The sequence below is a fragment of the Blautia sp. DFI.1.216 genome (genome assembly GCF_020594215.1).
Taxonomy (GTDB): Bacteria; Bacillota; Clostridia; order Lachnospirales; family Lachnospiraceae; genus Blautia_A; species Blautia_A wexlerae.
Genome location: NZ_JAJDML010000011.1, coordinates 1 through 12971, shown reverse-complemented (window position 1 = coordinate 12971; position 12971 = coordinate 1). Strand labels below are relative to the sequence as shown.

The 12971-nt window shown below is 40.9% G+C and carries 16 protein-coding genes; 11 read left to right on the top strand and 5 right to left on the bottom strand.

The annotated features are described in order from the left end of the window. Positions 1-63: 63 nt before the first annotated feature. Positions 64-525, top strand: a complete 462-nt coding sequence (locus LJE11_RS06140; protein ID WP_008704309.1) for a zinc ribbon domain-containing protein — start codon at positions 64-66, stop codon at positions 523-525. A gap of 26 nt (positions 526-551) precedes the next feature. Next, on the top strand, positions 552-845 hold the full coding sequence (locus LJE11_RS06135; RefSeq protein WP_020993853.1) for a hypothetical protein: 294 nt from the start codon (positions 552-554) through the stop codon (positions 843-845). A gap of 258 nt (positions 846-1103) precedes the next feature. Here LJE11_RS06135 and LJE11_RS06130 read toward each other — a convergent pair whose 3' ends face one another. Continuing rightward, on the bottom strand, positions 1104-1997 hold the full coding sequence (locus LJE11_RS06130; RefSeq protein WP_008704305.1) for an alpha/beta fold hydrolase: 894 nt from the start codon (positions 1995-1997) through the stop codon (positions 1104-1106). Between the two features lie 229 nt (positions 1998-2226). Continuing rightward, positions 2227-3090: a serine hydrolase domain-containing protein gene (locus tag LJE11_RS06125; RefSeq protein WP_008704302.1), complete on the bottom strand. Its 864-nt coding sequence runs from the start codon at positions 3088-3090 to the stop codon at positions 2227-2229. A gap of 393 nt (positions 3091-3483) precedes the next feature. Between LJE11_RS06125 and LJE11_RS06120 the strand changes: the two genes are divergently transcribed. The 3 genes from LJE11_RS06120 to LJE11_RS06110 are packed head-to-tail and all read left to right on the top strand — an operon-like array spanning position 3484 to position 5184. Beyond that, positions 3484-4209, top strand: a complete 726-nt coding sequence (locus tag LJE11_RS06120; RefSeq protein WP_020993854.1) for an AlkZ-related protein — start codon at positions 3484-3486, stop codon at positions 4207-4209. An 8-nt stretch (positions 4210-4217) separates the two neighbouring features. Then, a complete protein-coding gene (locus tag LJE11_RS06115; protein WP_008704299.1) occupies positions 4218-4796 on the top strand; it encodes an SOS response-associated peptidase in 579 nt (192 codons plus the stop codon). Positions 4797-4812: 16 nt separating this feature from the next. Then, on the top strand, positions 4813-5184 hold the full coding sequence (locus LJE11_RS06110) for a DUF4186 domain-containing protein (RefSeq protein ID WP_008704298.1): 372 nt from the start codon (positions 4813-4815) through the stop codon (positions 5182-5184). A gap of 13 nt (positions 5185-5197) precedes the next feature. Here LJE11_RS06110 and LJE11_RS20045 read toward each other — a convergent pair whose 3' ends face one another. Continuing rightward, a complete protein-coding gene (locus tag LJE11_RS20045; protein WP_008704297.1) occupies positions 5198-5392 on the bottom strand; it encodes a hypothetical protein in 195 nt (64 codons plus the stop codon). A gap of 182 nt (positions 5393-5574) precedes the next feature. Between LJE11_RS20045 and LJE11_RS06100 the strand changes: the two genes are divergently transcribed. Then, on the top strand, positions 5575-6966 hold the full coding sequence (locus LJE11_RS06100; protein WP_020993855.1) for an MATE family efflux transporter: 1392 nt from the start codon (positions 5575-5577) through the stop codon (positions 6964-6966). On the opposite strand, the gene LJE11_RS06095 is transcribed toward LJE11_RS06100, so the two are convergent. Beyond that, positions 6954-7679, bottom strand: a complete 726-nt coding sequence (locus LJE11_RS06095; protein WP_008704295.1) for a LysR substrate-binding domain-containing protein — start codon at positions 7677-7679, stop codon at positions 6954-6956. The genes LJE11_RS06100 and LJE11_RS06095 overlap by 13 nt on opposite strands. 53 nt (positions 7680-7732) lie before the next feature. Further along, positions 7733-8668: an AEC family transporter gene (locus tag LJE11_RS06090; RefSeq protein WP_008704293.1), complete on the bottom strand. Its 936-nt coding sequence runs from the start codon at positions 8666-8668 to the stop codon at positions 7733-7735. Positions 8669-8811: 143 nt separating this feature from the next. On the opposite strand from LJE11_RS06090, the gene LJE11_RS06085 reads away from it, so the two are divergent. The 5 genes from LJE11_RS06085 (at position 8812) to LJE11_RS06065 (ending at position 12909) form a co-directional block, all read left to right on the top strand. Continuing rightward, entirely contained in the window at positions 8812-9741 is a 930-nt protein-coding gene (locus tag LJE11_RS06085; RefSeq protein ID WP_227295641.1) for an AEC family transporter, read from the top strand. A gap of 256 nt (positions 9742-9997) precedes the next feature. Next, on the top strand, positions 9998-10450 hold the full coding sequence (locus LJE11_RS06080; protein WP_173681011.1) for a hypothetical protein: 453 nt from the start codon (positions 9998-10000) through the stop codon (positions 10448-10450). Positions 10451-10559: 109 nt separating this feature from the next. Next, positions 10560-11408 carry a hypothetical protein gene (locus LJE11_RS06075; protein WP_227226928.1) on the top strand — a complete coding sequence of 283 codons (849 nt, stop codon included), beginning with the start codon at positions 10560-10562 and terminating at the stop codon, positions 11406-11408. A gap of 202 nt (positions 11409-11610) precedes the next feature. After that, entirely contained in the window at positions 11611-12417 is an 807-nt protein-coding gene (locus tag LJE11_RS06070) for a Cof-type HAD-IIB family hydrolase (protein ID WP_227226927.1), read from the top strand. 24 nt (positions 12418-12441) lie between these two features. After that, positions 12442-12909, top strand: a complete 468-nt coding sequence (locus tag LJE11_RS06065; RefSeq protein ID WP_005340973.1) for a hypothetical protein — start codon at positions 12442-12444, stop codon at positions 12907-12909. Positions 12910-12971: the final 62 nt, after the last annotated feature.

Sequence of the window (12971 nt, the reverse complement as noted above, 5' to 3'; positions counted from 1 at the left end):
AATTGAAGAGAAATCTAAATACTTGTTGAAATTGTTATTGAGGGAAGGAAGAGGAGAGTCTGTATGGGAAAGATAATCGAAGGTCTCTGGGATTGCCCGTTTTGTGGGAATAAAAGGATTAGAGCCGGTCAAAAAACCTGTCCCGATTGTGGGCATCCGCAGGACGAAAATACAAAATTCTATATGCCGGATGAAATTAAATATGTTTCTGAGGAGGAAGCAGAAAAGATCAGCCGTAATCCGGACTGGCAGTGCAGCTTTTGCGGCAGTCTTAACAGCGACGATCTGAATGTCTGCAAAAACTGTGGTGCCACAAAAGAAGATTCGGAGAGAAACTACTTCGAGATGAGGCAGCAGGAAGAGGAAAAGAAACGAAAGAAAGAAGAGAAAAAAGAATCCTGCCAGAAAAATATCCCCCAAAATACACCAAAGAAAAAGCCACTGCTGAGGCGGGTGCTGCTCATTCTGGGAATCTTCGCAGCAATCATTTTTGGCATGATGTCATGCCTGGCACCGAAGATGTAGAAAAACCAGTCTACCGGAAGGAGCCTGTGTATGCTACAAAATATTACTATGAAATAGACAAATGGACGGTTGTCGATACTGCAAAAAGTTCCGGCAATGATCAGAACCCTTCCTGGCCGGAACCGAAACTTAAAGACGGACAGAGAACAGGAGCAGAAGAAGAGCATTATTTTGTGACCGCTACATATGAGAAAAAGAAGGGCAAGACCGAAACAGGAAGATATGAAATGGATTTTTCTCAATGGAAAGAACTTAAAAAAGGCGAAAAAATAGAATTAAAAATTGATGCTGCTGGATTCGCAGAGATTAATCAAAAATAAGATATAGATATACCCGGAGGGATACTTCGAACCTTTATTAAACAAGGAGATTCATAGTTTTGGCGTGAGTCTCCTTGTTTAATGCTTTTCTCATGTTATAAGGTAGCCCGCATCATTGCATTTGTGCAATGCCTGCAGGCAGATATTGCTCCGTTTATTATACATGCGGAGAATAAAGAGGAGTACGAAGGGCGACTGGACAGCCCGGCACGACTGGAGCAGCTTTTCAGGGTAGAGCATCGGGTTCTGATTGTAGTATTATTTTCTCAAATAATCGGCGATTGCCTTAAATACCGATTCATATCCGGAGTCATGCAGGATATCGTGAGTTCCGGGAAAGCTTCTGATCTCCGTATCCGGGTTGTTTTCTTTGTATGCTTTATATACCTTTCGGACGCCTTTTCCAAAACCGGATACCGGATCTTTTTTTCCATACAGGAATAAAGTTGGAATGGTATTATTCGGATTTTTTAGGTTTCGGCTGGCACATTCCATGCCTTTGGAAAACTCGCAGAAAAAAGCAGGAGACACATCCTGACGAACAAGACTGTCATCAGCGTACTCCCTTCTCTTTTCATTATCCGTCAGGAGCCAGTAATTGGCCGGTCTGCCTTTGAACTTTTTGCCATATGTACCGAACATCAGATCATAGATCTTATCAGAAGCACAGGACATCTTTCCGGTATATTTTTTCCCGATCCAGGTTCTCATTATCCTCATCAGGAAAGCGGACTGCGCACCGGTACCGATCAGGATTTCTTTTTTATAGGGAGTCAGATCAGCGTTTGTCCTTACAATGAAGGAACCCAGAGAAAATCCCAAAAGATAGATAGGCAGGTTTGGGTATTTCCGGACAACATATTCCCTTGCTGATACCATATCTTTAACTGTGTCGTTCCAGTCATTAATGTACAAACAGGATGATCTTGGTGTGGTGCTGTGTCCGTGGCTGATGATGTCATTGCCAAAGACAATGTATCCGCGGCTGGTAAAATACTTTGCAAATTCCACATATCTTCCCATATATTCTGTCATTCCATGGCAGATCTGGATCAGGCCTTTGAGATCGCCCTTATATTCCGGTGCATAGATCTCCAGGTGCATGGTGGTGTCTTTATCGTTTGATGAAATTGCTATACATATTCTTTTCACTATATTTCCTCATTTCTTATTTCTCTGTAATATGCCAGATTTTGCAAAACAGAATAGATGGTGTCAGCGATAACCTTTTCTTCTGGTCGGATTTATTTCGCCGGCAGAACCATCTTCTTGCGTGAAGCATTATATTGCTTTTTTTCAGAAAAGGAAAGTGTTTTTTTGCATACCTGGAAAAAAGTTGTTTAGGATGTTGAGGAGTCTGGTTTTCCGCGGAGAAAAGATATTACAGTTTTGCGCAGACAAGCTCATAAACTGTCTTCAGAAGTTCGTCTCCCCTGCGACATTCTGAAACAAACGAAACGACTGCGTTTTTTTTCGGAAGGATCATAGATATCTGGGAGTATTTTCCATCCGCCCGGAAAGAATTATATTCACCACGCCAGAAAAGATAACCATAGTATCCAACATCAGCTGCCTTTGTACTTTCTTCTATCCATTTCTCAGACAGTATCTGTTTTCCATTCCACTTGCCTTTATTAAGATAAAACAGTCCAAATTTGTGAAGTTCAGAAAGGGTCAGAAATAATCCGCCGGCTCCAAAACTGTTTCCAAGTGGATCAGTCTCCCATGTAGGACGTTTTATTCCAATTTTGGAAAAAAGTCTGGGTGTAAGGTAAGAAACAAGATCGCAGCCGGAGCGTCTCTGTACAAGAATGCCTGCCAGATAGGGACCAACGTTATTATACACAAAATGCGTACCCGGCTTATACTTAAAGGGAATAGCCAGAGACATTTTTACCCAGTTATCTTCTTCATATAAAGGTCGTTGTTCTCCCATCAGACTGCCCTTCTCCTGTCCAAGGCACATGGTAAGAAGATCACGAACAGTTGCTTCTTTCAGGTTCTCATCTATACACTCCGGCAAGTCACCTGAAAATGCTTCTGTTAGTTTTTCATTAAGATCGATCAGCCCTTCCTGAACAGCAAAGCCAACTGCACAGGATGTGAAACTCTTTGTTGCAGAATAAATATTCCTTCTGCATTCCGGTTCGCTGTACCACTCTGCTGCAAGTTCATTATCTTTTGAAATTTTGATTCCAAGAACATTATATTCTTTTGCTTTCTTAACAAAATCTGAAATATCCATAATATTTACACCCTTTTTGTGCTTAAATGTATTTTATTACTTTTATATTAACACAAAAATGGTGGATAAACCAGTTATTGCAGAAGGTGGTATATTACTATATTTCATCTTTAGACAAATTTCAATATTAAATATTGATTTTGTCTTTTTGTTATACCCGAATTTCAGCAAGACATTGCATCTTAATCCCTCAATATTCCCTTTTTTATCATAATTAAATCTTTCTGCTGATATTTTCATCAATGCAGTATTGGCAAATTGCTTAAGTTAATGACATTGTGTATGAACAGTAACAAAAATGTCATCAATTTTTTCGATAAAAATATATATCTTTGTCTTGCCTTGTCAATGTGTGGTATACTTAAGACAGCAAAATACAGAAAGGAGAAAGTCATGGGAAACGAAGCAGGGGAATGGATCATTCATGGAGTAACATGGGATGATCCGAAATGCATCCACGATGTGGATGAAGCAGTCGAATATATCAACCGGGTTGGTTTTCTTCCTCTTTTTAAGAACGAAATTCCGGGGTTTTCTCTGGAGGAACGGACAGTGGCAGAATATTGGTGGTCTGATGATCCGGTGAGGGATCCGTGGAGATGGAGGATTGCCATTGCCAAAAGACATGATGTTCTTTACGGAAAATTCTTTGCCAAAAAAGCCGGGTTTATTTCCAAAAAATGGCTGCCGGTATTTGCCAACTATCGCAGGGACGGCTATGATTTTGATGCTCTGTTTGAGGATGAAAAAGCACCGATCAAACATAAGAATATTATGGATCATTTTATGGAAAATGATGCAGAAATCTACTCCTACGAATTGAAAAAATTGGCTGGATTTGGAAAAGATGGCGAAAAGGGATTTGACGGAGCCATTACCAGCCTTATGATGCAGACATATCTGTGTAACTGCGACTTTCGGAAAAGGATCAATCAAAAAGGCGTGGAGTACGGCTGGGATGTGGCTGTGTATTCTTCTCCGGAACACATTTATGGATATGACCATGTTACTTCCTGTTATAAGGAAGATCCGCGGACATCCTGGGGAAAAATTGTTGATTATATGAAGCAGCTTTATCCGGAAGCTAAGGATATGCAGATAAGAAAGATTCTAAAATAGGAGAGAATATGTGCAGCAGATATTATATAGATCTCGATATGATGGAGGAGATTTCCAGAGTGGTACAGAACATAGATGGGAGGATCCGGCTGACACAAGGAGATATCCGTCCGACCGATGTCGCACCGGTCATTGGACAGTCAGAACATAGACTGGAACTGGGTATGTGCAGATGGGGATATCCCCTGTCAAAAGGTAAAAATCCGGTCATCAATGCAAGGGTGGAAACCGTCATGGATAAACCTTCTTTTCAGAACGGAATCTTATATCACCGGCTGTTGATTCCGGCAGGTGGGTTCTATGAATGGAATTCCCTGAAAGAAAAGAGTACCTTTACCAGACCGGATTCCTCTGTGCTGTATATGGCAGGATTCTGTGACTGGTTTGAGAATGAACGAAGATTTGTGATCCTGACTACCACAGCGAATAATTCCATGAAAAAAATCCATGATCGCATGCCTTTAATCTTGGAAAGGGAACAAATCACAGACTGGTTTGATAATAACAAAATGCCTGTACTTCTGCGCCAGACACCGACTCTGCTTAACCGACAGACGGAATATGAACAGCAGAGTCTGTTTTCATAGAAAGTGGTGAGTTTTAATGACAAAGGATGAATGGTACAAGCAACTGTTCGAGAGACTTGAAAACTCCAGATTTCGGAGCAGATTTCATCTTAAGCAGAATGATATTGATTATATTCATGAAAAAGGACTGGATACGATCCGGAAACACGCAGAGGATTTCATTACAAAACGGGAGGCTCCTGCATATATCCCAAATGATGGAAAACAGACACCCATGCGCGGTCACCCGGTATTCATCGCACAGCATGCAACTGCGACCTGCTGCCGGGAATGCATCCGCAAATGGCACAAGATACAACCCGGCCGGGAATTGAGTCAGGTGCAGCAGGAGTATCTTGTCGATGTGATCATGACATGGATTGAGAGAGAATTGGAAAACGCACGATAAAAGGAGGCTTTAATTACATGAAAAGAAAAAGAATTTCATTCCTGACAATGCTGATGCTGGCAGTCATACTGCTGATGCCGGCATCCATATTTGCCTGTGCATAGCCACGGCACATTCCTGCAGTGGGGAAATCAATAACTCCCTTGCGGATCAGTTCACGAACTTTCTTTGGGGACATATCTACATAAGGTGTGATATCAAAAGCCATAATAAATTACCTCCTGTTTCGTACTTTACAATATAAAAGTATTGTACAGTAAACTGACAGGAAATGCAATGCTATAAATAGTGGCGGCTTGATTTTTATATAAAATATTTTATAATAGGAATGCCGAAGGGTGCTGCCGGACGCGTTGTGAACAGCAATAATATATGAATGGGGGAATGAGAGTGGCAGCATATGAAAAGAGTAAGAGTGTGAAGTTAAAATCGATCAGTACCATGACAGAAGGGACCATCTGGAGACAGATCTTTCTGTTTTCTATTCCATTGATACTGGGAAATCTGCTCCAACAGATGTACAATACAGTGGACTCAATTATTGTAGGAAATTTTGTGGGCAGCAATGCACTGGCTGCAGTTGGTTCCAGTACGTCGCTGATTTGTCTGCTGATTGCATTCAGTATGGGGGCATCTGCAGGTGCGGGAGTTATTGTATCCCAGTTTTATGGAGCAGGAGATGAGAATGGCGTTCAGCGTTCTGCACATACAGCCTTGATGCTTGCGCTTATTCTGGGAATTGTTCTTACTATCGCTGGAATTGTATTTTCACCTGCAATTCTCAGGTGGATGAGAACTCCGGAAGAAGTAATGAATCAGTCAGTTCTGTATTTGAGAATTTATTCTTATGGACTGGTTTTTAATGTCATCTATAATATGGCAGCGGGGATCCTGAATGCAGTAGGTAACTCCAGACGTTCGCTGATGTATCTGGCAGTAGCTTCGTTTTCCAATATTTTTCTGGATTTATGGCTTATCGGCGGAATGCACATGGGAGTCGAGGGTGCTGCAATTGCAACAGATATCAGCCAGGTACTTTCCTGCATTTTTGCATTATGGTTTTTGATGAGAGTTCCGGATATTTACCGCATAAATCCGAAGAAACTTTCCATTGATAGAACAATGGCAGGACGGATTATCCAGGTAGGTCTGCCGACTGCAATTCAAAACACGGTAATCTCCTTTTCAAATGTACTGGTACAATCTGGTGTCAATGGATTCGGAGCCAGTGCAATGGCGGGTTTTGGTGCATACCTGAAAGTAGATGGGTTTAACATTCTGCCGGTAATGAGTTTTAGTATGGCAGCAACGACTTTTACCGGTCAGAACTATGGTGCGGGAAAAACAGACAGAATCAGGAAAGGATTGAGAGTAACTCTTGGAATGAGCGTGCTTTATACGATTGTGACAGGAATTCTCCTGCTGACCTTTTCCAGACCGATCATAGGGATTTTCAGCAGTGATAAAGAAGTAATCTATTATGGGGCACAGGCAATGAAATATTTCTGCCCGTTCTATTTCCTTCTGGGAATTATGCATTCCCTGGCAGGAACCATTCGCGGAACAGGAAAGACGGTACCTCCCATGGTAGTGATGCTGCTTGCATTATGCCTGTTCCGTATTCTGTGGATTCAGTTTGTGGTTCCACATTTTACCAGCATTGATATTATATATGTACTGTATCCTGTTTCATGGGCTGTAGGAATGGTACTCATGCTTATCTATGCATGGAAGGGAAATTGGATGCCAAAAAAATATCAGAATATTAATCAGACTGTCTGATAGTATTCTTTTACATAGTGAATGAACTGGCGTACATGGGATTTCAGAATTCTGTTTTTACTGTAAACAATATAAAAACTGCGTTTGTGAGCAGATTCTTCTAATGGAAACAGAAGAATCTGCTTTGTTTTTTGCAGGTCAACGACAGATCTGGCAGAAAGAATGGAAAATCCAAGCCCGTTTACAATAGATTTTTTGATTGATTCCAGGTCATTCATGCGGGCTACTACATTCAGACTGGAAGGTTCAATACCGGCATTTTCCAGAAAAATATCCATTTCCTTTTTGGTTCCGGAGCCTTTTTCCCTGATGATAACAGGATCCTTGATAAAGTCCTGAAAAACAACAGGTTGTTCTTTTTGTTTTAAGTTTAAATAATGATCATTCACAGGGGTAGCAATCACCATATTATCCTGACAGAAGGGAATAAATACACAGCTGTCGTCTCCTGTATTCTGTCCTGTCAAAGCCAGATCTACGGTCCCATCCAGTACACGGTTAATAGCGCCGGAACTGTCTGTCTGCCAGGAATGGAAATATACATCAGGATACATTCTGCCAAAACCTGCGAGAAGTTCAGGAAGGAGATAAGAAGAAGGAATGGTGGAGGCTGCCAGATCAATGATCTGCTTTCTGGAACCGGTGAAATTCTCCAGAAGATTGTTGCGGATATCCAGAATGCGGAAAGCGCTGTCGTAGAGTTGGTATACCACACTTTTTTATAAATGAAATTTATAAATATTTATAAAAAAGTATTATATTTAAATCATCCGATAAAATGAAAAATCCAGTAAATAAATGGAAGTGTAAAAACAGAACAGATAGTTGTAACAAGAATTCCACCCATTGCATAATCGCCATCTGATCCGTAGGTATTTGCCATCATTACCACAGAGGACATAACTGGCATTGCAGAAGTCAGAGCCATGGTAGTGCGGATTTCTGAAGAAACCGGAAGATATCCAAGTAATACATAGAAGAAAAGCGGAAACAAAAGCATTTTTAGGATGACAATTCCATAATAATCCAGTCTCTGGATATTTTTCAGTACATCGATACAGGCGAAAACACCGCCAAGATAGATCATTGCGAGAGGTGTGGCGGTCTGGCCGATTTTCTGAAGGGAATTGTTCAGAACATCAGGAAGCCGGATTCCTGTCAGCACACAGATCACAGCAAGAAGGATGGAAACAGTAACAGGATTGATCAGCTTCCGGAAATCAAAACGGTTTTTTTGACTGTCTGTACCTGAAGTAAGGCGTACACCTGCTGTCCACAGCATGAGCTGATCAATAATGGTAAATACACAGATGTAGAGCATACCGTTTTCCGGATAAATACTGGTTACTATGGGAATACCCATAAATCCCACATTTCCGAATACGCTCATGGCACTGTAAAGCTGCCTGTGGTTACCATGCAGATGAAAAAAAATACCAGATATGTAGCTGAGTAAAAACAGACATATATACATAATTCCCGCAATCAGAAAAATGCTCAGTGAATGAAAAAGAGTTTTACGTTCCACTCCGTTTACAGTATTGATAAAAATCATTACAGGAAGCGCCAGTTTTATTACAAATTTTGAAATGACTTCAAGATTTTCTCTGTTCATAACCCGTGTGCGGATCAGGATCACGCCTGCAAGCATGTAGATCACGAACATTCCGATCTGAGCAGTCAGAATGCTGAAAGTATTCATTTAAGTTCTCCTTTTTTTTCGTAAATTCACATAAAATTATAACTGCAAAAAAGTGAAAATACAACAGAAAGTATAGGTGGCGAAAAATGTTTTTTTGAGTTACAATAAACAAAGCTGAGTTATATATTAGGAGGAGTAAAAAAGTGAATGTATTAGAAATTGTTCTGCCTGTACTGGTTATGACCGTGGTCGGTATGCTGTGCAGAAAATGGAAGATTCTGACCAGAGACGGAATCAATAACATGAAGGTGCTTGTAACGAATGTTATGCTTCCGGTTGCTATTTTTCATGCTCTGGCAACAGCGGAATATAATAAAGAAACCGGAATCCTGATTTTGATCATGTTTGTAATGCTGGTAGTATCCTTTGGTCTGGGCTTTTTGCTGAAGCCATTTCTGAAAGGAACCTATCAGAAATATCTACCGTTTATGGTAAGCGTATATGAAGGGGGACTTATGGCCTATCCGTTATATACAAGCCTCTGTGGCAGTGAAAATCTTTCCCGTATTGCAGTTCTGGATATTGCCGGACTGTTGTTTGGATTCAGTGTATATATGGGAATGCTGGGACAGGTGGAAAACGGTGAGAAGATTGATGTGAAAAAACTGTTTTTCAGTGCATTAAAGACTCCGGCATTTATTGCAAGTATCCTGGGAATTATTGCAGGATTATCGAAGGTGATCCTTGCAGTTTTAGACAGTCCTTTCGGAGGCGTGTACCAGAGTGTGGAAAATATTCTCACCACATCTGTGACTGCCATTATTTTACTGGTAGTGGGATACAGCATGGAACTGAATGCGAAATTATTAAAGCCATGCATTGCCACGATCATCTTACGTGTATTGCTTCAGGCAGTGATGATCGCAGGAGTTCTTGTTGCTGTACATTATCTGGTAGGTGATGATCGGCTGGTCAATCTTGCAATTATCAGTTATATGTCAGCACCGGCCACATTCAGTATGCAGACTTTTATGAAAGATGAAGAAGGAAGCGCTTATGTTTCCACAACAAACTCCATGTACTGTCTGGTATCTATTCTTGTATATATAATTATGGCAGTGACAATCTACTGATCATGAAATCTGAATAACAGAAAATGAAAATTACTGCGGATTGAAATAGACCTGGCGGTAATTTTTGTATGTCGCAGGAAATTACTTCGTAGAGTATTTTTCATGCAGCTAAGTCTATGGACGTAAATGTTCTGTTTTTCTTGGGATTCACAGTAGTTATTACTATAAATCTTATTTTGGCGAAGATACGGAAGATGATTATGATTATCAGTTCAATGTAGTTTATGATTATCAGGCGTTCGCAGATGCGGATGCATTGATTATTGCATATGGTTCCCTTTGTATTTTTCTGGACGAAAAAGAAAGGAAAACGTTTCTGGACAAATATAAGGATAAGCCCTGTGTTCTCGCAGAAGAAAGAGACCATTCAGGAAAAGCTACTTCTATTATAGCAGACAACTATCACGGTATGTATGCTGTGGCAGAACATCTGGTGAGGGATCATGGATATCGAAGATTTACTTATCTTGCAGGACCTCATGGAAATACAGATGCCAATGAACGGCGTCAGGCGGTCTTTGATGTAATGAATGCATATAAAGTTTCATTTGATGAAAGCAGGATAGCATATGGAGATTTTTCGTCCTGCGTTCAGCAGCAGGTGAATCCGCCGCTTACAACGGTACTTCAGAATGCATTTGACATGGGATATATGGCAATGATCGGTGCTGCAGAGCTCTGCAAGGGAAAAAATGTCATTCCGTTGTAGTTCCTGCAAAGATCAGGATCCCTATAAAAAGCTGTATCCAGCATTATAAAAAAGAAAATATGTTCGATATTTTATTGCGAAATTTTTGGTATCATGGTATCATATATGTATGAAAGAAAATCTTATACATTACCGCACTTGTGTGTGTAATATTAATTACCATATGGTATGGTCAGTGAAATACCTGATAAAAACCCTGTATGCAGCAATCCCAAGAAGGATCGATAACCTGTCTAAGGTCCTGGCCAAAAGAAAGCTGGATTTTAATGACATCATTGCGGATGAACAGGAGTTGTTTGATGTGATGGTAAACAGAGTGCGAAATGCACATGACTTAGACAACTGTTCCGTAAGACCTACCGTTTTGGAAGCATTCCACCTGGACTGGAGGGATGTGACAGAAGAGGAACAAGATAAGGTTCTTTCCATGCTGAAAGGAAATGCCAGTCAGTATGTAAAAGCGTGGAGGATCCGTAACAGGAGGACAGAAGAACGATTCGACCGTTTCTGTCAGCAGGAACAGTTATCGGAAGGTCATGGGATTGATCATCTGTTCCATGGCTCCAGGACTGAGAATTTTTGGTCCATTGTCACAAACGGGCTTCTTATCAATCCGGACTGCGGAGTACAGCGTACCGGAAGTATGTTTGGAAACGGAACTTATTTTGCCCCGCTTGCCCAGAAATCCCTGGGTTATACAGACGGCGGGTACTGGGCCGGTGGAAACACTGATGTAAGATTTCTTGCAATCTACAGGGTTGCGACCGGTAAACATCATGACATTTATCAGGGTTGTGATACATCGCATACAAAAAATGTCTTTCAGAAAAAATACCCCGGAGCGCACTGCGCCTGGGCACATGGAAGAGGAACCGGAGGAACTACTCTGTTCAATGACGAGGTCGTTGTTTATGACGAAGCGCAGTCAACCATAGAATACCTGATCATGATGAAATAACCTGGTGGAGCTTTCGGGCTCCACCTTTTTCAATTATTCTAATGAAGATGTAAAGGAAACAATGCAGAAGAAAATTCACCGGATGCTGGTTACGGAAGCATGCCAAATGGCAGTATATTAGAATTAGGTGGATGTAATTGAAGAAAAAATATGATATCATGTGAGTAACAAATCGTAAATTATATGGAGGCGGAATTGTTTTATGGATTTTCAAATAATCGCACTGGATATTGACGGAACATTAACAGATGATCGAAAAAAAATATCCAGCCTGACATTGGAAACATTGATTGAAGCGGAGAAGAAAGGAATACGTCTTGTCCTTGCATCTGCTCGTCCAGCTCCCGGGCTTTTCAGTATTAGAGATCAGTTAAAAATGGAACAGTTCGGTGGAATTCTGATGTCTTATAATGGTGGAAGAATAACGGATTGCGAAGGAAATACGTTCTATGAAATCAGTATGGATCTTGCTACGACCAGGAGAATCCTCCGGTTTCTGGAAAAACTTCCGGTAACTGTTATCGTTGATGATGGCAAGATGTTTTATGTTACGGATAAAAACGGGTATAAGGTTGAATATGAATGCCGGAATAATCAGATGCAATGTACAGAGGGCGATAACTTGGCGGATTGGCTCACTTTTTCACCTATAAAGCTTCTTCTGGCGGTTGATCCTATGAAAATATATGAGGTACAGGAACAAATCAGAAACTTTCTGCCGGAGGATTTAACTGTTGTCAGAACTGCCGCCTTTTATCTGGAAATATTTTCTCGCAGAATTAATAAAGGGCAGGGTCTTTGTGATATATGCAGAATTTTGAAAATAGATGTAAGGAACAGCATTGCTTTCGGAGATTCCGAAAATGATATCCCTATGCTTAAAGCGGCAGGTATCGGAATCGCAATGAAAAACGCAGAGATGGATGTCAAAAAGGCATCGGATATGTGCACTTTATCAAACAATGAAGATGGTATACCTTACGCTTTAAGTGAGCTCAATGTAATATAAATCGGAATTTCAGGAAGTGTTTTTATGCCACAAATGAATAAGGGAGGAAAATTTATTTTCGGGAAATCACTCATTCGGACGGATGGAACATTGCGGATTCCACCGCAGGCAATGGAAGAATATCACATTGCAGATGAAGGAAAAGTATATCTTTTTACCGGAAGTAAGATTACCGGTGGCTTCTGCGTCACCCGGAAAGGCCTTTTGCATCCGTCAAAACTTGGTCACATTTTGGACGATACTCCACCGTTGCTTGACTACTCAGCAGGTTCTGGCGAATTTATCAAATACAAGGGGCGTTCCTACTGCTGGGTAGAGATTTCACAGGAGGGGCAAATTCTTCTTACGAAGAAAATGATGGATTTTTTGAAGGTGAGACCCGGAATGGAGCTGCTCTCTATCCGCAGTAGCGACATCGCGTTTACGATGGGAGCTAAAGGACCGCTATTGGAAAAAGCAGAAAACTATGATGGTGAAATTCCGCTTTTTTAAGCGTAACAACTGTTAAGGAAACAATCGGAGTTGGTGTAAACGAAAAAGCAGCCTTGAGTTCT